Here is a 22,807-nt window from a genome sequence, read left to right as displayed (position 1 = left end):
ATTTTCCTGAAAATTAACGAGGATAGAACCGATTAATTTCGCTTCCCTTGTTTTATGCGGCCTACATAACTGAAATGTACCCTCGTTAAACATCAACTTGTCAGTTTTAATGCGTAAATACCCCATACATGAGGGCCTTGAATCACATGGGGAATACTGCCGGGTCAGGGTGCATCAGTGTCCTTTCAAAACAGCCAATTCCTATTCCGACACACTGAGATAGGCTCTAAGATTCGGTTATGTACAATAACCACATATACTAGGGGGTAGTATTTTATACTCAGGGGGAGTATAGTTTTTTTAACACACTATCTCACAAACCACGGCTTAAGAGTTTCCATATGAAAGATGTTAAAGGTGTTTTCCGCAACCTAGAGAAGATGCTAAGAAAAACAAACTGGTTCGAGGACGGTTGGGAGATCTATAACCGTGGCGAGTACCTTCAGTTATATAAAGAGACATGGTTCAACCAAAAACAGGGCGGTATCCACTTTGAGACCTTTATCGAAGGGCCTCAAATTAAGCAAAAGGCCTTTCCTATTTGCATGCATGCGGAAGAAGACTGCCCTTCCCAAGCAGAATTTATACGCCAGTTTAAAGCACTAGAGAAAGCTCGCATTGAAAGTTGGAAAGGCTATAAAACTCAAGACAACAGTTACGGGATTTGCCAGAGAACCTTACCCCTAAACTTCAAAAACCTAGAGCAGCGTTTGTTCGAGGAATTCAACCGACTGCGCTCACTTGAAGCCAGTGTAGAGAAAGTACTAGATAGGCTCTAATATGAAAAAACAGAAAAGCCCTTGTATTGATATGTGCGACTTTTCACACAGTAAAGGGTGGTGTTTAGGCTGTGGTAGAACACGAGAAGAGTGTAAGGCTTGGAAATCAATGAAGCCTTACGCTGTTAATGTTCTCAAGAAAGAGCTAGTAAAAAGAAAGGCTCAAATGAACCGCTAAACCAAGCGCTATTTGATGTATGAATCCAATACTTTCAGTACCACTTCCATATCTTCTTCACGCTGAACTTTGTCATCTTCTAGTACCACATGCTCTAGAAGATGACCTTTAATGACCTCCCTCATCAAGCCATTCACTGCGCCACGAATCGCTGCGATTTGCTGCAGTACGTCTTGGCACTGTTGCTCGTCGTTATCGAGCATCTTTTTCAAACCATTGACCTGACCTTGTATTTTACTAACTCGGGCCTTTAGTTTTTTCTGATCTTTGGCGGTATGTGACATAACGTAGGTACTCAAGGTAATTAAAAACAAGCGGTTAACCTGTAATGTAGCACTTTAGCGATACTGGGGGGTAGTTTTTCAGTACCCGCAATACGCTTTCTAAGCAAGAGTAAGGCTCGAATGGCCTACTGCTTTGTTTTCGCACGCTGCTGCAAATGCGTTATAAAGGCGGGAACCTTCTTCGCTATGTGTTTTCTTGAGGCATAAAACGCATACAGAACTAAGTCTGCAGGCTGATATTCGAGTTCTACGATTTCTAGTTCACCAGCTTCAATCTCTTCACAACAAAGTTCAGCTGGTAGTATCGCAAAGCCTAAACCGGCCAATGCTCCAGCCTTAGCAAGCTGACCACTATTAACCTTAAATGCTGATTTGACTCGCTGCGTTACCCATTCACCATTATCGTCTGTAAAAACCCAAGGTGTACCGTTCAGTGCGGTAAAGCTACTGATACAAGGCACGTGTTTTAAATCTGTAATCTGAAACGGTTTTGAGCAGCTTTGAAGTAGTTTAGGTGAGGCAACGACAACACTCGGCCAGCGTTGGATTTCTTTAGCGATCCAGCTGTTGTCTTCTAGCTTTCCTCTATGAAAACTGACAATAACGTCAAAGCCATCGATCAAGTCCTCTTTTGGACTGATGCTGGTATCACAACACAGTGATATGGATGGGTACTGGTTGCAAAAGGCAATGACAGCTTGAGCTAATTCGGCAGAGTCCGGCATTAAGATGTTTAACTGCCCCTGCACCTCTTGAGAGTGTTGTGTGACCTCTTCTATCGCCTGGTTGAGTTTATCCAACAAGGGCTGCGTGCGCTTATAAAGATGCTCTCCAGCTTCCGTTGGAGCAATACGACGCGTGCTTCTCACAAACAGTCTTACGTCTAGTTGTTGCTCTAACAACGCAATATGTCGGCTAACATTTGAAGTCGGTAAACACAGAAATTCTGCCGCTCTTTTGAAGCTATTATTCTCATAAACACAATGAAAACTCTTTAGCCATTGCTGATCAATTTTATCCAGCATATCTCCTCACAAATAATCCCATATTATTGGATTATAAAGCCAAATATTGCCACTTTATTACCAAAATCAGGCTTATACAATATTCATCACTCGAACGATGGGAATAAAGGTTATCCATGAGCTGGCTAGAAAAACTATTGAATAAGAATAACTTAAAAAGTAATCGTAAAGTGTCAATCCCAGAAGGTGTCTGGATCAGCTGCCCTTCTTGTACTCAAACCTTGTACCATATCGCACTCAAGGAAAACCTACAGGTGTGTCCAAAATGTGGGCATCATATGCGCATGACAGCACGTCTTCGCTTAGACACATTTCTCGATAACAGCGAGCGAACGGAGTTAGGCACTCAATATCTACCAATAGATCTGCTCAGTTTTAAAGACAACAAACGCTATACCGAGCGACTGGCCTCTGCACAAAAAAGTACAGGAGAAAAAGATGCACTGGTCGTGATGAAGGGCGAGCTACTTGGAATGCCAGTTGTCGCATGTGCTTTCGAATTTGCTTTTATGGCTGGGTCAATGGGATCCGTTGTAGGCGCTCGATTTGTGGATGCAGTCAATGAAGCAATTGAATCAAACTGCGCACTGGTATGTTTTTCAGCCTGCGGGGGGGCGCGCATGCAAGAATCACTCATGGCGTTGATGCAAATGGCGAAAACCAGCGCTGCGCTCAAACGATTGTCTGAAGCTAAACTGCCCTATATCTCGGTACTCACCGACCAAACCTTTGGCGGTGTCTCAGCCAGTTTAGCCATGCTGGGCGATATCAATATCGGTGAGCCTAGAGCGAGAATCGGGTTCGCGGGTCGAAGAGTCATTGAACAAACGGTACGGGAAAAGCTACCTGAAGGTTTTCAACAGAGTGAATTCTTACTCGAACATGGTGCTTTAGACATGATTGTAGATAGGCGCAACATGCGTAAAAAAGTGGCAAGACTTATCGCCATGATGACCAACACCACCCATCAAAAGCGTGAGCTGAAAGAGCGAAGGCACTTAATATAGAGCAGCTCTAAGCCCTATTTATTTTTCCACGATTGATTTAACCACTGCCCCACTCGATTACTTATTCGAGGAGGCAGTGTAACCTAACAGCTCAGCATCACTGCGGAGACGAGTACAAGGTCAATTATACCGTGGCACTCTTGTTTTGAAGATATTCAAGGTATTGATTTAAAACCTCTATATCATCAGAACGTTCGAGTGCTTTTGGATGAGTTTTACGAATCGTATCAATGCTATTTTTCACATCCAAATATGATAAAACGGCTTGTTCGGATTCGATGGAAGGTTTGACGTAAGCCTTAGTCCCCTCGAGCACATTACTCAAGTCTAAACGGCTCTCGTTGAACATTTGTTTCATTATCACTGCCGACTTAACCATACCAGAGCGACCATCACCTAACGCACAATGGACTAACACATTCCCTTCGCGTGTACTCAATAAGTCCAGTACCCGATTCGCTAGACCATCGATATCTTCACTTAAAGGCTGTGTAAGGGCTTTGATTGAAAAGAAGTCCTTAATATACGTCGTCTTGTTAGAGATATACTCGATATTGTGACTCGCTAGTTGCTTAGTTAGTGATACGATCTCTCTTGCCGACATCCCAGAATCAAGGGAGATCAATGCCGAGACATTGTTTTGTTTTAGGTTTTCACAAAACGTCATCAGCTGCGCGCCAGTAGAATAGTTTTTATTAGGTCGACCAATCGAACCAATCCTAAGCTCGGGGTGAATGTGTATGTTCTCAACTTTCCCCTTAGTGTTAGTAGACTTTTGAACGATAGCTTTTTTGAATATCGGCTTCTGAACACCTTTTATCTTGTACTTTGCAGGGGTAGATTGGCTAAACTTAGTGCCACTCCAATCTACCTGGGTTGGTACAGTACCGAACTTTTTGATTTTTACTTCAACGGGAATCCCCAGCTTCGCTGCGGCAATAAACCTGTGCTGTCCATCCAGAATATGAATGCGGCCAGTTTGTGGAGAACGCCAACCAGAAATCAGAATCGGTTCATCCGCCTGCCTTACTATAGAGACCTTTTCATCGATAATAGATTGAAAAACTTCAGGCTGAGCTGGCAATGGAATCTGATTATCCGATACGACTTTTCCAACGGGTCCTTTTCCATTAAAACACCAGTCAAACGTCTCAAGTACAACGTTTCCAGAAGAGGCACCGTAAGCACTATTCACTTTAAAGCTGCCCGCACCACCACTTAAACCCATCGTTTTGATGGTTTCTAAACGTTCACTGGTTTCTTTCAGGAACTTGTACTTTTTAATCGCTCTTATCTTACTTTTTAGATCGCCGATGGCATCGCTCGATATAAATTTAGAACGGCGTATAAATTCGTCAGAGATATCGTTTACAACGCTCCTCATGAAGGCCGTTTTAGATAAACGAATCACTCTAATATTTTTCACTACACAAGCATTTACAACAACAGAGAGGTTAACGTTCAACGCCTTAGCAATCGGGGAAAAAATGGGAATGATGTCTGCTAGAAGTACAATTGAATCAAGAAAAATCGACTCAACATCTTGAATATCTACTTCATAATCAGGATCGTTTATCATCTTCTGCGCGACTTGTAAGAACGGAACCTTGTTGTTTAATGCAGCTTCCATTGAGCTTTCAGTAAACAGAACTTCCTTCATTTCGACCAATTTGTCGCTCAGAGATAACTTAAACTCATTTGCAACCAAATCTTTCAAAAGATAATTCTCTTGGAACTGTTTTTTGGTACCTACCTTTTTAAACGACTGAGCAATCAGGTTAAATTTAAGGAGCGTCGTCTCTTGTACTGCGTCCCACATAAAGTTATCAAATCTATGATTGCGCAGTAAGAAAGGTTTAGGTTGCTCCTGAGTGTCGTCAAAACCTGTTGGAATGTTCAATTTAAAGAAGATAGCGTTTAACGCTTCGTATGATACATCTTTCCAGTTCTCATCCGGTTTAGGCAACACTTCAATCAACTGAGTAACAAGCTCATTATCGGCCCCACCTAGGTAAGTCACTCGGTGATGGAATGCAAATGTGCTGACTAAGAAGTGGCGATGGTTGCTATCTTTAGCGAGAACAATTCTGCCGCTCATACCTAGATGAGTTTGCAGCATCAGCACCGCTGGTTTTATCGCTAAAGATATAGCCTCTGTCGTCGGAGCAGACATAAACAAATTAGCAAACAGAGCAATGAAAGCCTTCACTGAATCATCACAGTTCGGAAATTTCTCTTCGACCAATCGATACGCTTCAGCAATACCCTCTGCTTTACCAACCACGTAGTCATCAAGAATATTTTTAATCGCATTCTTACTGTAGAAAGGCAGTATTATATCTGCGGATGAAATAATGCTGACATTGCTATTCAAGTCACTTTGATAGATTGATTGGTCACGAATCAGAGTGTCCAAATCCTGCTCGAAATCAGAGTTTTTATATTCAACAAACTGCGCATAATATTGACTGTCCGAGTTGAAATTTTCTCTACCTACTATCTTTTCAATAGCGAGAGTTGATTGGCTTTCATCCCCCTCCAGCTCCATGACTTCAGAAAGTACACTAATTAAATGAATAACATCATTAAATCGTTCTACTACTTGAGGTTTTTCATAAACAATAATGTCGTCTAGCTTGATAGTGTCGCTGTAAAATAACGCCATGGTATCCATTACCTGAAACTCTAGACCATCCTTAGACTCATCTCGGATCAGAACCTTCTTAGGTATATTATTTTTTAATAATATTTGGTCGAAGGTTTCATCCAAATAATCCAATGAAGCGCTCATCTCATCAGATATTGCTGTCATTTTCACCAAAGCTAAACGAAAAGCAGCTTTATCATCACGTTGAGAACAATCATGATAGATCTCTACCTCTCTCGTAGCATCACTAAGTACTTTAGCTATATTAAATTCATCTAAGCTGTCGTGAATATTCCCACTCAATGCTCTTTGTACGATAGCGTCTACTTTTTTCTGTGAGATTTTAGCACCCGACTCGGGAATAAGCTTAATCTCTTCTTTGAAACCTGAATTGCTGAGTGCAAACAATACTCGGCGCTTCTCTGCTTTAAAAAACGTATAAATAAGAGCGCTTTCTAACCTAAAGTACAAACTACTTTCGCTGTACTTTAAACTCGTGATTGCACTGTTCAATGGTTCCCCTAACAGGCCTTCATCGCGACGCTCGAGAAGGTTTTCGATATAAATCATTGTTCTCGCAATGCTTGATTTAACAGCGAGATTTCTAGATTTTTCATCACTTTTATATCGATAGCTAATCGTGTTCATCACACTTACTTTCAAGTTTTGTATGAAAATCAAGCTATTTAAATCATTAATCTTGCTGACTATATAGTGCCTTACGTAGTACTTATCATCGATAGCCTTGTAATCCTTTAAAGAAAGAGATCTATACTCAGCAAGCTCCTTGTTAACAACTTCTAGAATTTGAGACATTTTTTGTATTTTTTCTAGGTTGCTATCACTATTTGAGCATATAACTTCAATTTCTTTAATATCCACATCTCTATGTGAACTACTTAATAACACAAGCTATTTCCTTATTGATATTTTAATTGGGATATTGATGATAACTTACATTATATGAAAATTTAAACACCTTTATTTATATCAACAATCAGTAATTTACTAATTTACTAATTTATATATTCCAAAAATTAGATCGCCAAGAATTAGAAAAAGCTTAAATTCACCAAAATAATGAAAAACCGAATCTCATTCATATTTATCATCTCAAATGATTTAAAACAAGTTAATAGTCAAATTAATTCCCAGATATACCATCTTAATATTAAGTAAATACTATATACAGCAATGCCTTACAGTTAAAGCATGTATATATGAATAATACTTTTAGTTTTTGGGTCCATCTAATTTAATAATAAAAACGGAACAGTTGAATAATTCTAAAAAGGATAACATTTATCCTTTACTAATCTAACAACCGTTACCAATGAGCGAACATGGGCTTTTGCTCAAGTGTTGTGGAAACGTAGCATGCGTTAATCCACTCCTTTTTTGACTATCATTATGACAATTGCGATACCCCTAAAAAAAACAGTATATAAAACATGAAGTAATAACTGGCATAGAAGTTTCATACTCACTTAGACAACCCCATAGATGCTTAGACAAACAAAAGGGACTTAGCATGAAACGACTATTGGTTATAGCAGCAGGACTGACAGCGAGTTCAGTGAGTATGGCAGGACCATTTACGTCTTGCCCAAGTGATGCTTACCTAATACAAGGTAAGCCAGCCTCAGTGTATTCCGTTGACTTAGTGACAGGTAACAACAACTTAGAGACAGCAAGTATTGGCTTGGGGCAGTCTGGCTTTAATGCGGCAGGTTTCAGTGAGAATGACGGATACCTATATGGCTACGACAGCACTGGCTCTAGGGTTTTGAGGATGGGCAGTGATTTTCTAGCATCAGAGGTAACTGTTTCAAATTTGCCTAATTACAGTTTCATCGCCGGTGATGTCTATGACGACTATCTCTATTTCTACAACAAAACGAAAGGTATCTTCAAAATTAACTTAGCCCCCTTAACGTCAAACTCCTCTGCAAGCTTAACCATGCAAACCGTCAAAACTTACAACAGCACCAAAGCCAACCACGCAGATATCGCAATCCACCCAAATAACGGAAAAATTTACGGTATCGACAATAATACCGGTGATTTGTTCGAATACCTTCGCTCGGACGGAGCTAGAACGAATTTAGGTGATACCGGGTTGGGAGGAAATAGCTTTGGTGCACTTTATTTTGACGGTGCCGGCTACCTTTACGCCGCCAGTAATAGTTCCGGTAATATCTACAGAGTCGATTTAACTGACCCGACAAACATAACGAATGTTAACGGTGTTTTTTTTGCAAATGGTCCGGCATCCGGTTCAAATGATGGTGCACGATGCGCTAGTGCAGACGCGGTTCCAACTAACTCTAACATTGATTTTGGTGATGCCCCTGACACTTACAGTACTACGTTGGCGTCAAATGGTCCCCGACATGACATAGATGGTGTGACTTATCTGGGTAGCATCTCTCCTGATGGTGATTCTGGGGCTCTTACAGACGATAATGCCGTTGGTACAGCCGATGAAGATGGCATTGGTTTCGTCGCAGCCCTAGATCCTGGATTAAGTTCAGTTATTGAGGTAACGGCGTCCTCATCTGGTTACTTATCTGCTTGGTTTGATTGGAACCGAGACGGTGACTTTGAGGATGCGGGAGAGCAAGTCTTCACTGACACGCTGCTCAATGCTGGTAGCAACTCTCTACCATTCATCGTCTCTCAGTCTGCTACAGCAGGGACAAGCTGGAGCCGTTTTCGTTTCAGTCAGCAAACAGGGCTTAGCTACAACGGTGGTTCAACGTCTGGTGAGGTAGAAGACCACCCCATTACCATCACTGCAAATGGCTACGCCGTTGAGTATTTCCCAAGTGCTGACGACTATGCTTCCGTCGCCTTTGAGGACAACTGGCCGTACACGGCAGATTATGACATGAACGACGTCATAGTTGATCTCCAAATTACGGAAACCACATTGGCCACTCATGTTGAAATTATAAAAATTTCAGGGAAGCTGGTGTCCTATGGGGCAACGTATCAAAATGGCTTTGCTATTCGACTGCCAGGCATCACACGAAGCAGCATTGAATCAACGTTGACTACGTTGAAGTTTGATGGTGTTGAACAACCCTCTAACGGCTTAGAAAGCATATCCGATGAAGCAATATTTATCATCGGTGAAGACATGAGTGTGCACGCAAACAATAGTAGCGGCTGTACTTTCTTTAGAACAGAAACGGGCTGTGATACGAGTGCCTCTTTGTTTAGCTTTACCTTAGAGGTCTATTTTACCGAAGGCTCTGATCGCTCGTCAATTACCGGCATGCCGTACGACCCATTCATATTTGCGACACCAAACACTTATCACGGCGAAGGGCTCCCATTCCATCCAGGCAGAACTTGGGAGGTTCACCTCCCAGGACAAGCACCTACCGAGCAATTTGATACAAGCTTGTATGGTATTGGTGTCGATGCCAGCTTAAATGGTTCAAACAACTACTTTAAAACTGCAACATACCTTCCGTGGGCGCTACTAATAATGGAAGATTGGGAGTGGCCACTTGAATACATTGATATCGTTGACGCTTATCCAGAGTTCCAAGCTTGGGCTGAATCAGGGGGTGTCACAGATGAGAATTGGCACCAATCACCAGCAGCCGGCAAAACCTATAATCTTCCATAGAGAGAAAATATTATGAAATACTTATTAATAGTTCTGACAGGAATTTTGCTTACCGCATGTGGGGGTGGTTCTGGAGGTGATAGCTCTGGCGCTAACACTCCAGATGCGAGCAGTGATGTTAGTCACCCTCCAACAGCTGAGCCGATATTAGCATCACAAGAACACAATCCAACCATGCAGGATTTAGTGATTCCGGCAGGGTTTAACTACGATCCAGTAAAGACTGGTTCACTGGATGTCGATATTAGTGATTTTTCTTCACAACGCGCGCATTTAAGCTTGTATAAGCAATACCAAGAAGAAAGTTCGGGACACTATAAAGCGGATTATCAAAGCAAAGTGGTCTCTGTTCCTCTAGATAGTGGTAAGGCGAAGTTTGACTTTAACATGTCTGATAGCCAGAAGAGTTTACTGGTTGAAATTTGGTTTTACGATGGAACCGATCCTATAAGACGCGTTATTTCACCAAACGATCAAACCTTTACATATTGACCCTCCATAACAGTCAATAACGGCCTTTTGTCCTTGAAAGTCGCATTATTCCTTCGAATATGCGACTTTCTTTATACAAGCACTAGAAGTACAAAAAAGCCAACACTAACCAAAATACAAGAGAAATAGCACAGTACTTTCATCGATTTAAAGGCTTCATTGTGTCCCACCTGGCCATGGGAGGCGATCTCCAACTGTATTGGATGTTTTGTATCACACTCAAACAACAAAACCGTTGTCATGATAATAAACAGATATGATTAACATCAAGGGAGAAAGAATGCTCAACACTCCTTTTATTCCAAGAAACGAACAAAGCTGTTCTCTATCAATCTGCTCACTATTAAGCTTTCAAAATAAGCATTGAGTCAAAGTGAAAACTTAACTCTATGTATGCTCATGTCTTTGAGCAAGTTATCGTAAAATAACAACTCGCAGAACGGAAGCCCTAATGGTAACTAGTATGAGGTCTAAGTCTTTAAGTTGGATTCCAAGTAAATCGCGTTCAATATTAGTACAAGTAACTGTAAATAATTTCTACTAATCAGATCACCTAATCAAGCTATTTAGACTAACAACATTGTATTATTTTGTTACAATCTCGCAGATTCTTATTACCTTTAAAAACAGTAAGTTATCAACAAAACCAATATTATCAGCATCGACAATAAATTTTTAATTTATACATATAGGTATTTTATGTTTGGAATAAAAACAATAAAACTAGAAAACCAATCACTTAAAAAACAACTCGCCGAACTAAAAAAGAAGTATCATTCTGATATTAATGCTCTCGAAATAAAATTAAATAAGTCGCAAAACCTTGCTCAATCGACACATCAACAACATCACAACAGCAGTGAAATGATGTCTAATTGCTTGAAAGGTGGAGATATGCTCAAAACCATTCAAAAAGAGATGGTTGAAAGTGCTAAATCGATGGCCCATGAAAACCAAGAGCTTCAACAGCTGGATGATATGTTTAAACAAACACATCAAGCATTAGTACGCTTAGACAACCGAGCAATTAAGATCAGCGATCAGGCGTCTCAAAGCATTCAATCTGTCGATATTTTGGATCATACAGCTGGTGCTATTTCTAACCTTGTATCGACTATCCAAGAGATTTCAGATCAAACTAACCTTTTAGCATTAAACGCAGCTATTGAAGCCGCGCGCGCAGGTGAGGCTGGACGCGGATTTGCAGTCGTCGCTGACGAAGTAAGAACCCTTGCAGGTAAGGCCAGTGAAGCTAGCGAAAAAATTGACTCATTAGTCAAGCAAGTCTTGGTGCAAGTAAACGCGATAAAGATCTCAATTGGGGAGAACCAAGTTTGCGCTGAAGAAGTGTCAGCATCTTCCGCGCAAATAAGCTCTATTGTTAACGAAGTGGTTGTGAAGTCGGAAAACATGAAGCAAGTGATTCATATTGCTTCTACTCGTGCATTCTTGGATTCGGTCAAACTCGACCACGCTATCTGGAAAAATAACACCTACCGTCTACTCCAAAGTGGTTCATTCACTGAAACCATCAATACTCACTCAGAGTGTCGCTTAGGACAATGGTATTATCGCGGTGATGGTAAAGCTTACAATCATTTGAGAAGCTATCAATTGCTTGAAGAGCCACACAAACAGGTACATGACAATGGTCGAAAAGCCATGAGTCAAGCAGCCTCGGGGGATACAAAAGGCGTAATCACAGCGGTTCAAGCAATGGAAGAGGCGAGTATCCAAGTCGTGTTCCAAATTGATCGTTTAATGAATGAAATTATAGAAACTGAATCAATGTAGTTTTTGTCGAGCCAACATATACCGACCAGACCAGAGATCCAACTAGTAGGTCAATTCCAAGCATCTTGATATCTTCAAATTTTATGCGTGGCACCCTATAGTTGTAGAGTGCCGCTAAACAATTGGATTTGTTAGTAAAAGTTGGGATTCTCCTACAATCAACCTTCTACTTTTTACCACTAGCGGCATTATGTTGTTTCTTGGTTTAGTAGTTTTATTTAATCAAACAACTGCTGTAATTACCGTACTGATGACAATGCCAGCCGCTTTAATCTTTAGACTTGACTCTTCGAACCCAAAGCATTGAACTCGTTTTGCTATTGCCGCGACCGCATGGGGTTTAACTCAAGCTGTCAGCTCTCTGCTACTTATCAGTGGGTTAACTTTTTTAGTTACCTTTGGCCCCTGAGTTGCTTTACTTGCAAGCGCTGCAATCAATGGCTCCCTTTAGAGTCGCCTGGCATGTCTAGCCGAATTATAGATTTCGGCGATACCGCAACCACTCGGAAAGATCAATGAGAACTCTGCGTGTTTGTGCTCAACCGAACATTTTCCTTTACGGAATATACGAGAATTAAGTGAATATTCCTTTACAATCTTTTAAGTTCGATTGACTCGTAGTGTAAGCCCATTTTTGCACTTCAACACTTGATTTAGCTTTCGATAAGTAAATAATATAACTCCACCCAATATGCGTTGAGTTTAACATGCTTAAGTATCCAGTATTACTTGCAACCCTGATATTAACTGTTGTTACCCCAAGAGATGCATTTGCTGAAAGTGAAAAGCCCGAGCGTGACAGTGATGATTATGCTAACTATGTCGTCAACACTGGTATGCAGCAACCTCTAACACGTACTCAAAGAGCAGCTATTTCTTCAGCAATAACACAATCGGTCGTTTCTAGCTATGGAAGTATTATCGATCGCCATACAGCAGCTTCAATAGAATACACATTAATAGATGCGCTATTTAATTCGCCAACATTTCAACATGCTATTTCTTTTGGTCTTCATAATAACGAAGAAAATGTAGGGCAAATTCTCTTCACCAATGAATACGAGGTTAATGAAGAGCGCGAAGGAGATTTTTCCGATGTTGATGAAGTAGAAATTGACGATATCGAAGATTCTGATGCTGAACAAGTGCCAATTATTGCAAGCCATGAAGCTCGCGAGAACGACTATGGTACACCTGTCGTGAATATAGGCGTCGCACCTAGCATCCATTCAAGCGACTACCCATGGTGGCAAGAAGCATTAATTCATGAGGTAATTCATCATATTACAGGTTCATCTGACACCGATAGTCTGAACAGACATGGTCCTACCGAGATTTTAGCTCAAAATGTGGCAAATGAGCTTAATTGGCCAATCCCCACTTTCTCAGGATATGGAGATCCCTCCAGAGTACAAGCATTAAAAGAAAGAAACTTTTCTGCTTTAATTCAAACCATTAATAGACACCCTTCAGAGGCATCTGCATTACTGCAAAGAATATCGATTATCGCAAGAGGCTCAAAGGCTTCTACGAGTTTTAGTTTACTCACTTCGTTCTGCTCATCAATGAATGTAGACTTACCTGATCGCCCTAACTTTGATGACGACGACTTTAGTATGGGGGCTGCTTTCTTTAAAGGCGCTAGCGCAAGTAACTCAGACCAATGCAGTTTTGATGTGAAGGATCGAGCTAAGCCGATAAGTGATTCTATTCACTTTGAAGGAGGACAGTTTCTTATTAAGAGGGATCTGATCAACCTGAACTTGTCTGTCGCAAAACTTGCATTTTTAAGAGCTAAAAATGGCGGCGGCTTTTACAATAAAAACTGGGCGTCCTGGAAGTCGTGGTATAAAGCATCCGCTTGGAAGCATCTATTGGGATTTGGTTTGTATGGATACGGTCAGGAACAAGCTCAGGGTAATGACATCTACAATCCATATGGAATTCGATTTAACGATGGTTCATTTTCCATTGGCGTCGTAGGAAGAGATATAAACAACAGTACCAAGAGTGATAATTTTACCACTCTCGCGGGCACTAACTGGCACACAATTAGATACGCTGGTCAGATGTTTTTTGATCTAAATGGCAGGCCCGTCGCACTCGTTATAACGGACCCTATAACTGGAGGACTTGGTTCTGGTTGGTCATTTGTCTATACCAACGGACAGTGGCAGTACGAGTCACAAGATGATTGGGATGAACGCCTGCTCAATCACTCAGTGTTATCAATGGATAGTGATGCCCCCCAATTTTCTTTATAAACTCCCTCAGATGCACCAAAGACAAAAGCAGCAGAACCACTTTCTGCTGCCTTAAAGCTTCCAACAATCCTTATAATAACAAGCTAGCTTAAAAGTAATTATTGACGCTCGGTAGCTTTTGCAATAGCTAGCGCATAAGCTACATAGAATCTCATTTCGACACTTTAAAGCCGTCGAAATGTGTCCTTTCATAAGAAGTTCATATCAAGAATATTTCAAATAGAAAACTTCACTTTTACCTACCTACTGATAGGTATTGCCATAGAATTTAAAAAAGCCTAAACTACCTATCGATAGATAGGCAAATATAAGGCAAGCAATGAAATACGATTTTATTATAATAGGAGGCGGATTAAGCGGCCTCTACACAGCAGCATACCTAGAAAAAACTGGTTATAGCTACTTATTACTAGAAGCTAGAGAAAGGCTCGGCGGTAGAGTCTTATCATCTTCGAGCTTGACTGCAACAAGTCCAAGTGACCAATTTGATCTTGGCCCTTCTTGGTTTTGGCCTCAAATAAATCAGCGAGTTATGAGACTTGTCGATAGCCTATCACTACCAATCATAGAACAATACGAAACGGGCGACATGATGCTAGAGCAGGCGGGAGGTAAGGGGGTTCGCAAAGTACCTAATCAATTCTTTTCCGCACCTCAGTCCATGAGAGTTTCTGGGGGTATAGCACAATTAACCATGGGCGTTGCTGCACTTCTTAACCAAGATAACATTAAGTGTGGGCATCAATTACAAGGAGTTAATCATACTGAGAGCCAAGGATTTGCATTAGATGTTCTCCACCAAAAAAAGGCCATACGCTTAGAAAGTGAAAACATTATTCTTGCACTTCCTCACCGTTTAATTGCAAATAACATTCGCTTTTCCCCTGCACTTCCAACAAAAGCACTCGAAGCTCTGAAAAGAGCACCCACATGGATGGCCGCCCATGCGAAATTCTTCGCACTTTATGATAAACCGTTCTGGCGGAAGAATGGATTATCAGGGTACGCAAATAGTCAAATTGGCCCACTGGTGGAAATTCATGATGCGAGTGCTGAAAATGGGCATGCTGCTCTATTCGGGTTTGTAGGTTTCAATGCCGAAACACGAATGAAGCTAGGTACTGCACAATTAAAAACCATGGCGGTTGAACAGCTTTCAAGGATCTATGGTCCAGAAGCTTACAACACCACCGAAGTGAAGCTGTTAGACTGGTCAAAAGAAATTTACACAGCCGTTGAAGAGGATCAATTGCCCCCTTCCACTCATCCTCAATATGGGTTGCATACTTCGTTAGAACGACTAGAAAAACAGGGCATTTATTTTGCAGGTACTGAATCTGCAAAAGAGTTTGGAGGATTTATCGAAGGTGCCTTAGAAGCGGCAGAGCGTGTAATTCAAGAGATTGCTACACGGAAAAACTAGATTACTGATATAAATATCTGATAAATCTAAAGCGCCCTAATTTTATTAAATAAAGAGGGCGCTTACTCATCATTTTGAGTCGCTTTCGCGAAATTCTAACCGCCTTTACTGACTCAGCTGACTGAACTTAGGCAGACTCTTCACAAACCTTTGGTGCACGTCCATATAAGTTTGCATATAGATCTTGTCGATATGCTCGTTACTTGGGAAGCTCGATGAGAAATCAACATGTTTACGGTCAATCGATAACTTAGCGGCTTCGATTATGTGTGCAATGAACATGCGAGGATCTTCTAAACCAATCGAGATGCGCATCGTCGTTGGCTTGATTCCCGCCTCATTGAGTGCCTCGTCGCTCAGTTCTGAGTGAGTGGTCAATGCAGGACACAGCGCCACCGTATTGGTTTGCCCAAGACTTACTTGCATACCGATAGCGGGTTCAAGCATGTCGAAGAACTGCTTAAATCCATCTCGATTGATTGGTGCTCGATTACCATTCCCTTCCATATCGATAGTAAACAGTGCGGCTGGCAGCCCTAAGTACATATTGTTTCGACAGTGTTCGTAGTTATCACTGTCTGGCAAAGCAGGACACGACACATTAATGTCTGGGTGAGCATCAAAAATTTTCGCTAGAGTCAGCGTATTAATGGTTTTCTGCACCACACGCATCTCATAAGTTTTCATGCCATTGAGCACCTCAAACGCTTTGTCTGCATCTAAGAAGGCACCTTTAATGTAATACACATTCCAAAACAGGGTTTCATTCCAAGGAATCGTCACCCCCTCACCATTGGGCTTGGTGAAAGTCACTTCCTCTCCTTTTGGCACAAACATGGTCTCGTTGCGCCCAATCACCACACCTGCTGTGGTGGTGCCAGATCCGGCCAGCTCTTTGGTATACGAGTGAATCACGTAATCCGGCCTTTCCATCACATCATCACGCTTGAGAACTGGGTGTAACAGCGGCGTACCTACAGTCGAATCCACAATCACATCCCAACCACGAGAATGAGTCACCTTACTAATGTTGGCGACATCTAACACGTAACCATGTGGGTTACACGGTGACTCAAGATAGACATAGATCTTCTTACCTGCAGCGAGGCGATCAGCATACTTGTGTGCGACCTCATCAAGGCGAGCCGCAAAATTGTCACCGGAGTAACCATCCACCCACTCGACAGCGACATTGAGGTTCGAAGGTTTACCAAACCAATCTTCTAACAGCTGATAAGAACCGCCGTAGATGTTGCGTGAAGCCAAAACAATATCTTCATGACCTAGCAAGTGACTTAGTAAGCCATCTATGGCCGCCATCCCCGAGTTAAAGTTCCAAGCAAGGTACTCGTTGGCTCTCGATCCTGCTTCAAGATCAACCATATGGTTTGCCAGAGAGATTGATGTTGGGTTCAGCAATCGAGAGTAAATATCGTGAAGTGGCTCTTTACCGTTGAACGCATCTTCAATCCACTCAGTACAGGCAAACAGATAAGTCGCCGTGCGAGTAATAACCGGGCTGGCAGAAAAGATAGCTGCCACATTGTCGAAAATAGGATACGCCCCTTTTGAGGCGAAATTACCATTGTTAGTCGTAATAGACTGGTAAGTCGCACGCATCGGGTTTTGCAGGTTATCGAGGATCTTAGCGATCTGGAACGACAAAAAGCGTTTGGCGTTAAACCAAGCGATACGGTCACTCTTATCCAGCTCTGAAAGGCCATCAACCGTCAAAGCCCAAAGATCGTGGGTCTTGGTATTGGCTGTGTACAGTGTCGTCGCCAATTCCACCAGCGTGGTGCCGTAATCGCTGCTTAGATCAATACCAAAGTGTTTTGCTTGCTCAATGGCAAGGGCTTCTGCTTGTTCATGTTTGGTGGTTTTTCGCAGTGGGCTAAGTTGAGTTGCAGTATTCATAATTGCTAAGTCATTCCATCCTTGTTGTATCTCCTTTAATTTTAGTGTTACATAGATGTTAAAGATTGCTATTTAAGAAGTAATACATACACTTTGAGCAATAATATTGCCGAATATTGTTTGATATTGATGGAATATGCCAATGGATGAGATCGACAAAAAGATACTGGCTGAACTGCAAAGCAACGCACGACTCACCAATCAAGAGTTAGCTGACCGCGTCGCGCTTTCCCCCTCCCCTTGTCTACGCAGAGTTCGAGCACTAGAAAAGCAAGGGATCATTCGTGGCTATCACGCCAGTGTCGACCAAGAAGCGTGCGGCCTGCCCGTAAACGTGTTTGTGTTGGTAAAGCTTGAAAAGCCGACTGAAGATAACATGCGAGACTTTGAGCAGCACATTGAAGCGATAGATGAAGTGTTAGAGTGCTTTCTAATGACTGGGAATCACGACTACCTATTGCATGTGGTGAGTGAGTCTCTAAAAAGCTACGAGCAGTTTATTCGCAAACATTTAACTCGCCTGCCCAATATTGCTTCGATTGAATCCAGCTTCGCCTTTGGACAGGTAAAGACAAAAACCAAATTACCAGTAAGGTAAGTAAATCCTCTTTTATGAAAACTGAGAGACCATTTAGCCTTCTGTTTGTGCGATTGCGACAAGTTGCGTCACTTTGAGATCAATCTGTTCTACAACCTTTCTTACAAACTGGGTCCTTTCGCTACCTGATAGCTCTAGTGCAGCAACCAGATTTGGGATAGCCCAATGGAGCCTATGAGGTACGTGAGAGCAAACCAGGTTGACACATCCAATAAACAAGTGACACTGCTCATTACTTGCTTGGTCGCAAAGCGTAATCACGTAGTCAAATTTTTCATTGGTCTTTTTGTATTCAAATAGTGTTTTACTCTCGCCAATTATTGCAACGTCAAGCATGTTAGACAACTCATCTAAGAGAACTTGGGGGGTTGGCCCGGGCTCAAAACCACAGCAACTCGCGTGTATCATCCCATTAGATTGCAGCTCGACAATCGCTTTGGCGATAGCCGCTCTTACACCTTTCTTCACGCACACAAACAAAACTTTGACTGGAGTGGCATCCATACTTTAATGACCATTTTGTATTGGTATTCCTATATTAAACATAGATATTTAAGGAAGTTTTGCAATATCTCGGCTAATCAAGGGCAATGAGGATGGAATTAGTCATCGCCCATTCTATTCGACAAAAAGGATAAACAAGCCCATAAACAAGATATCTATCCTATATTTTTCATATAACTCCCAAAAATAACATGGAAGTCATTTAAGTATGACTAAGCTATCTTTAATCAGCCCTAAAGTGTTGCTTGTACTATTTCTCTTGCTCACGTCTTTGACCTACGGCGGCATTTCACTTTATGTGCTCTCTAATCACAGCCAATCGACCGTAAAACAACTGCAAAGCGGTAACAGTCGCTTTGAGCTTGAATCTGCCAAAATTTTTATGGAAAAGTATCTCGAGGTTGCAGAAGACCGCATTGTTTTAGCTTCGCAATACCAAGGGGTCATCGACGCAGTATCGGTCTCAAATATAGAACGGCTCTCATTTCATCTTGAACGATTCAAGGGACAGAACCAATCAATGCAATTTGCCGTGCGAGACCGCACCGGTCAGCTGTTGTTTGAAGATACGTTTCGTCACCCTGCATCAAAGCAAGAGCAAGCTATCTTTGAAGCAATTGCGAATCAAGAAGTCGACGATCGCATTCTGTACCTTTTGCACGATGACACCAATCATATTTGTCTCAAACTATTTATGTCTTTACTTCAAGGCAGTGATTTCGTAGGCGTGCTATATGGTGAAACCGCTGTCGATTATGATGATTTCTTTGGCTCGTTTGTCACGAACCGAGAGCGTTGGTACGAGCTCAGTCAAATAAGCTCACCGATAGCATCTCTTATTGGAGAAGATGACTCGCATACACACTCACATGGCCATGATTCACACATACCAATTAAAAATAAATACAGTGAAGAAGACTGGTTATTGACTCAAACGGCTTTAACAAGAGGAGGCTTAGTATTAACCCAAGGGGTAAGCCGCTTATTTGTTACCGACCAGCTCTCAAGCTTACAGAAGGAGCTGTTAAATGGGCTTTTGATTGTCTTAGTACTCAGCTCTGTTTTAGTGTTTTTTCTCGGGCAAAAATTGTTCGTTAACCCACATAAAGAATTGGCAGGTTCTAAAAAGCTACTAGAGGAATCAAACAAGCGGTTAGCAGAGCAAGAACGAGAAAGTCACCTTCTTGCCACCGTAGTCAAGACAGCCAGAGATGGCGTTGTGATAACTGATAATAAGGGGCGTATAGAATGGGTAAACAGCGCTTTTGAACGAATGACAGGTTATCGCTTAGACTCCATTAAAGGGTTAAGACCAGGCTCATTTCTACAAGGTGAAGGGACTTCTGTTAGCACGGCAAATCGAATAGGTTCTGCGATTCAACAGGGGAACCAAGTTAAAGCGGAAATATTGAATTACGCGATCGACAAAACGTCCTACTGGATTGATATTGATATCGTACCTTTAAGGAATGTGAAAGGTGACGTCGAACGCTTTATCGCCATTGAACGTGATATCACAGAATTTAAGCAGCTTGAGAAGGAGTTAGAAGAACAAGCAAATAATGCACGCCAGGCAAATGATGCAAAATCACTATTCTTGGCGACAATGAGTCATGAAATTAGAACTCCAATGAATGGCTTGCTGGGTATTCTACAAATGTTGGTTGAAGACTTGGAAAAAGCTGAGCAAAGGGAAGTTCTTCAGTTAGCACTCGACTCAGGCGAGCACTTAATTGCCATTCTTAACGATATTCTAGACTTAGCCAAAATAGAGAATGACAGTTTAGAAATTGATCCGCATTCATTCAAAATGTGCGACGTCATTAATCCCGTATTAAACACTTATCAAACCTTATGTTCAGAAAAAGGGATTGAGTTTTCTTTACTAGATAACAGCAATACGTCCTCTGTCTACAGGGGCGATTCAGTTCGGATACGACAAGTCATTCTAAATTTAGTTGGGAACGCATTGAAGTTTACAGCGAGCGGTTCAATTACTGTCAGCATCAATCCACTGGCTCACTCAGCGATGAGGTTTATGGTCGAAGACACAGGAATCGGCATCCCAGCAGAAAGACTGAGCTCAATCTTTAATGAGTTTGAACAAGCAGACGTCTCAACAACTCGGCACTATGGTGGGACCGGACTTGGATTGGCAATTTGCCATAAACTTGTGACCTTGATGAACGGCAAACTTACTGTACAAAGCGAGCTTGGTACAGGAAGCAAGTTCAGCTTTGTCATAAACCTACCATCAATTGAGGCTGAAGATGATAAGCATCCAATAACAGAGCAAGTCGATCTGTCTCCATTTAAGATTCTTGTGACAGATGACAATAAAATGAACCTTATCATCGCCAAAGGATTCTTGGATAAATTAAACGTAGAGTGCGTTACCTGTAATAGTGGCTTTGAGGCTTTAACGCACTTAGAATCAGGCGCTTTCAACCTATTCATTATTGATAACCATATGCCGGAAATGAATGGTTTGGAAACAGTTCGAAAAATACGACAAGCAGGACATGATGACCTTGTTATTTTTGGCTGGACTGCCGATATCATGCAAACATCAACTCTAGCTTTTATTGAGGCAGGTGCAAATGAAGTGTTAACGAAACCACTGATTAAGTCAGACTTAGTGGAGGCACTTTCTCGTTACCTCAAGCAAATAAAATAATAGGTAAAACAAGCTGGGTCAGAGCTTGCTTTACCTTGATTTACGTTTAGTCTGAAAGAAACCAATAATAGAAATAATTAAACAAGATCAGCGCATATAAGTTACGCTAACTTAGGTAATGATTATTCTTTACGTGCATTCATCGGATAACTTCTTGAACCACTATACTGAATATCTTTATAACTACCCTTCATTGTTCCTTTTGCAACAGAGACATAATTAATCGTCACTGCTGGATTTCCAGAAAAACCATTGATGTTTACCTCTATTTTCCCATCTTTCTTAGAAGCGAGCCCTGTACCTGATTTAAATACATTACCATTATGTTCATAAGTCATGGCAACGCGGATATCTGTACTCGGATAAGCTTGATCAAGAAATTGTAACTTCCAATTTTCCGACAAACTCCACCTTGTATTAACTAACATATTGAGCGTATTTGGGTTTGTTAAATTTTTGGCTATTTTTACGTTTCCATATTGGTCCATAAAAATTATTTCATCGGAACCATCCCCATCGGTATCACCTAAGGCAAAATGCGAAACTTGCTGCCCATCTAAAATGTCTTCAATGACAAATTCGCTTTCTGCAGCAACACACGAGCTAAAAATGACTAAAGGTAGAAACGAACTTTTTATCTTATTTGACAACACAATATTTCACTCAAAATTCAATTGAAGTTAATATATAAGATTTATATCTGTGCCATTCAATAGATAATTAAAACAAATCACTAAAATGGAGTTATCCGCCCGTAAATCAAAGAAATTAAATTTAATTTTATCTATAAACACTTTCAACAACAGCTTTGAATCTTTGAATAATGACACAGCATAGATAGCATGTAGATACGATATAAATCATAAAATATAAAGTCATAACAGTATTTAATGACCTGATATAAATGAAATTATCTTCCATTTTACCTGAGGTGAAAATTTTACTTTATCGTGTTCTTGACCCCATATCTTGATCCTCTACTGCACCTTCGATTTGAATCGATAGTTCATCGATTAACTTAACCGTTCCCATATGATCGAAATAATAAAAAGCGTAGAGCTTGAATTTAGCTCGACTACCATCGTTCTTGGTAACCTCGACAGTGTGTATCTCTGAGACAGTCCCATCAGCATCAACGTTTACATCTTCAAACACAATATCCATTCTAGTCAGCTGTTCGGTTAAAACGGACGCATGTTGAATAAATTCATCATGTGTGTTTTTGTCATCACCAAATTTCTGAACAAAACTTTCAGATATCATCGATTTTAGGTGAGACTTATCACGATCAATAAACGCTTTAAATGTTTCCTCCAAAAATTTGTTCGCCTGAATATTCGACTGGTCTTCAAACTGCACTGTTAGAGTTGGTGACATATCTTGTTCTATCACCGACTCTGAGAGGCTTTGTTGCGTAATTCAATGGAACTAAATCCAGAGCCTACGATCTGATCAGCTACGTCCACTACCTCTCGTAGCTCTATGCCTAAACCTCGTTACAAAACAACCAACTGGAAGCAATATAACCAACTGGAAGCAATATAACCATCACTCATTAACCGTGGTTCTCTGACCTTT

Annotated in this window: 17 protein-coding genes; 10 read left to right on the top strand and 7 right to left on the bottom strand. The window is 41.2% G+C overall.

Annotated features, from left to right (window positions below; genetic code table 11):
- Positions 1-341: 341 nt before the first annotated feature.
- Together JC606_RS01565 and JC606_RS01560 are read left to right on the top strand one after the other, a co-directional pair.
- Positions 342-779 carry a hypothetical protein gene (locus JC606_RS01565; protein WP_198777655.1) on the top strand — a complete coding sequence of 146 codons (438 nt, stop codon included), beginning with the start codon at positions 342-344 and terminating at the stop codon, positions 777-779.
- Position 780: 1 nt separating this feature from the next.
- Positions 781-957, top strand: a complete 177-nt coding sequence (locus JC606_RS01560) for a DUF1289 domain-containing protein (protein ID WP_063524636.1) — start codon at positions 781-783, stop codon at positions 955-957.
- Between the two features lie 8 nt (positions 958-965).
- Here the strand turns inward: JC606_RS01560 and rcnR are convergent, their stop codons facing one another.
- Positions 966-1,241 (bottom strand): Ni(II)/Co(II)-binding transcriptional repressor RcnR, encoded by a 276-nt coding sequence (gene rcnR / locus JC606_RS01555; protein WP_008223718.1) that lies wholly within the window; start codon positions 1,239-1,241, stop codon positions 966-968.
- A 125-nt stretch (positions 1,242-1,366) separates the two neighbouring features.
- The gene (locus JC606_RS01550) at positions 1,367-2,266 is read right to left on the bottom strand and encodes a LysR family transcriptional regulator (RefSeq protein WP_198777654.1); all 900 of its coding nucleotides are present in this window, start codon (positions 2,264-2,266) and stop codon (positions 1,367-1,369) included.
- Positions 2,267-2,382: 116 nt separating this feature from the next.
- Between JC606_RS01550 and accD the strand changes: the two genes are divergently transcribed.
- Positions 2,383-3,273, top strand: coding sequence for an acetyl-CoA carboxylase, carboxyltransferase subunit beta (accD, locus tag JC606_RS01545; protein ID WP_198777653.1), 891 nt, complete (start codon positions 2,383-2,385; stop codon positions 3,271-3,273).
- 124 nt (positions 3,274-3,397) lie between these two features.
- On the opposite strand, the gene JC606_RS01540 is transcribed toward accD, so the two are convergent.
- On the bottom strand, positions 3,398-6,829 hold the full coding sequence (locus JC606_RS01540) for a dual specificity protein phosphatase family protein (protein WP_198777652.1): 3,432 nt from the start codon (positions 6,827-6,829) through the stop codon (positions 3,398-3,400).
- A gap of 622 nt (positions 6,830-7,451) precedes the next feature.
- Here JC606_RS01540 and JC606_RS01535 point away from each other — a divergent pair.
- The 5 genes from JC606_RS01535 to JC606_RS01515 all read left to right on the top strand — a co-directional run bounded on the left by JC606_RS01535 (position 7,452) and on the right by JC606_RS01515 (position 15,533).
- The gene (locus tag JC606_RS01535; RefSeq protein WP_198777651.1) at positions 7,452-9,560 is read left to right on the top strand and encodes an LruC domain-containing protein; all 2,109 of its coding nucleotides are present in this window, start codon (positions 7,452-7,454) and stop codon (positions 9,558-9,560) included.
- A gap of 12 nt (positions 9,561-9,572) precedes the next feature.
- The gene (locus JC606_RS01530; protein ID WP_137408433.1) at positions 9,573-10,052 is read left to right on the top strand and encodes a hypothetical protein; all 480 of its coding nucleotides are present in this window, start codon (positions 9,573-9,575) and stop codon (positions 10,050-10,052) included.
- A 699-nt stretch (positions 10,053-10,751) separates the two neighbouring features.
- Complete coding sequence (locus JC606_RS01525) at positions 10,752-11,846, top strand: methyl-accepting chemotaxis protein (protein ID WP_198777650.1); 1,095 nt, start codon at positions 10,752-10,754, stop codon at positions 11,844-11,846.
- A gap of 707 nt (positions 11,847-12,553) precedes the next feature.
- A complete protein-coding gene (locus JC606_RS01520) occupies positions 12,554-14,110 on the top strand; it encodes a M85 family metallopeptidase (RefSeq protein WP_198777649.1) in 1,557 nt (518 codons plus the stop codon).
- 319 nt (positions 14,111-14,429) lie between these two features.
- Entirely contained in the window at positions 14,430-15,533 is a 1,104-nt protein-coding gene (locus JC606_RS01515) for a flavin monoamine oxidase family protein (protein WP_102424774.1), read from the top strand.
- A gap of 105 nt (positions 15,534-15,638) precedes the next feature.
- On the opposite strand, the gene JC606_RS01510 is transcribed toward JC606_RS01515, so the two are convergent.
- Complete coding sequence (locus JC606_RS01510; RefSeq protein ID WP_198777648.1) at positions 15,639-17,450, bottom strand: trans-sulfuration enzyme family protein; 1,812 nt, start codon at positions 17,448-17,450, stop codon at positions 15,639-15,641.
- Between the two features lie 142 nt (positions 17,451-17,592).
- Between JC606_RS01510 and JC606_RS01505 the strand changes: the two genes are divergently transcribed.
- Entirely contained in the window at positions 17,593-18,048 is a 456-nt protein-coding gene (locus tag JC606_RS01505; protein WP_137408437.1) for an Lrp/AsnC family transcriptional regulator, read from the top strand.
- A gap of 33 nt (positions 18,049-18,081) precedes the next feature.
- Here JC606_RS01505 and JC606_RS01500 read toward each other — a convergent pair whose 3' ends face one another.
- Positions 18,082-18,552: an arsenate reductase/protein-tyrosine-phosphatase family protein gene (locus JC606_RS01500; RefSeq protein WP_137408438.1), complete on the bottom strand. Its 471-nt coding sequence runs from the start codon at positions 18,550-18,552 to the stop codon at positions 18,082-18,084.
- Between the two features lie 208 nt (positions 18,553-18,760).
- Between JC606_RS01500 and JC606_RS01495 the strand changes: the two genes are divergently transcribed.
- A complete protein-coding gene (locus JC606_RS01495) occupies positions 18,761-21,229 on the top strand; it encodes a PAS domain-containing hybrid sensor histidine kinase/response regulator (protein ID WP_137408439.1) in 2,469 nt (822 codons plus the stop codon).
- Positions 21,230-21,351: 122 nt separating this feature from the next.
- On the opposite strand, the gene JC606_RS01490 is transcribed toward JC606_RS01495, so the two are convergent.
- Complete coding sequence (locus JC606_RS01490) at positions 21,352-21,882, bottom strand: hypothetical protein (RefSeq protein WP_137408440.1); 531 nt, start codon at positions 21,880-21,882, stop codon at positions 21,352-21,354.
- Positions 21,883-22,174: 292 nt separating this feature from the next.
- On the bottom strand, positions 22,175-22,606 hold the full coding sequence (locus JC606_RS01485; RefSeq protein ID WP_137408441.1) for a hypothetical protein: 432 nt from the start codon (positions 22,604-22,606) through the stop codon (positions 22,175-22,177).
- Between the last annotated feature and the right edge of the window lie 201 nt (positions 22,607-22,807).

It is taken from the genome of Vibrio sp. IB15 (assembly GCF_016406055.1).
Taxonomy (GTDB): Bacteria; Pseudomonadota; Gammaproteobacteria; order Enterobacterales; family Vibrionaceae; genus Vibrio; species Vibrio chagasii.
This window is presented reverse-complemented; position numbering and strand designations above follow the sequence as displayed.

Coding starts and splice junctions, on each gene's coding strand:
- JC606_RS01565 (WP_198777655.1), top strand. CDS start 342: ATGAAAGATGTTAAAGGTGTTTTCCGCAACCTAGAGAAGATGCTAAGA.
- JC606_RS01560 (WP_063524636.1), top strand. CDS start 781: ATGAAAAAACAGAAAAGCCCTTGTATTGATATGTGCGACTTTTCACAC.
- rcnR (WP_008223718.1), bottom strand. CDS start 1,241: ATGTCACATACCGCCAAAGATCAGAAAAAACTAAAGGCCCGAGTTAGT.
- JC606_RS01550 (WP_198777654.1), bottom strand. CDS start 2,266: ATGCTGGATAAAATTGATCAGCAATGGCTAAAGAGTTTTCATTGTGTT.
- accD (WP_198777653.1), top strand. CDS start 2,383: ATGAGCTGGCTAGAAAAACTATTGAATAAGAATAACTTAAAAAGTAAT.
- JC606_RS01535 (WP_198777651.1), top strand. CDS start 7,452: ATGAAACGACTATTGGTTATAGCAGCAGGACTGACAGCGAGTTCAGTG.
- JC606_RS01530 (WP_137408433.1), top strand. CDS start 9,573: ATGAAATACTTATTAATAGTTCTGACAGGAATTTTGCTTACCGCATGT.
- JC606_RS01525 (WP_198777650.1), top strand. CDS start 10,752: ATGTTTGGAATAAAAACAATAAAACTAGAAAACCAATCACTTAAAAAA.
- JC606_RS01520 (WP_198777649.1), top strand. CDS start 12,554: ATGCTTAAGTATCCAGTATTACTTGCAACCCTGATATTAACTGTTGTT.
- JC606_RS01515 (WP_102424774.1), top strand. CDS start 14,430: ATGAAATACGATTTTATTATAATAGGAGGCGGATTAAGCGGCCTCTAC.
- JC606_RS01510 (WP_198777648.1), bottom strand. CDS start 17,450: ATGAATACTGCAACTCAACTTAGCCCACTGCGAAAAACCACCAAACAT.
- JC606_RS01505 (WP_137408437.1), top strand. CDS start 17,593: ATGGATGAGATCGACAAAAAGATACTGGCTGAACTGCAAAGCAACGCA.
- JC606_RS01500 (WP_137408438.1), bottom strand. CDS start 18,552: ATGGATGCCACTCCAGTCAAAGTTTTGTTTGTGTGCGTGAAGAAAGGT.
- JC606_RS01495 (WP_137408439.1), top strand. CDS start 18,761: ATGACTAAGCTATCTTTAATCAGCCCTAAAGTGTTGCTTGTACTATTT.
- JC606_RS01485 (WP_137408441.1), bottom strand. CDS start 22,606: ATGTCACCAACTCTAACAGTGCAGTTTGAAGACCAGTCGAATATTCAG.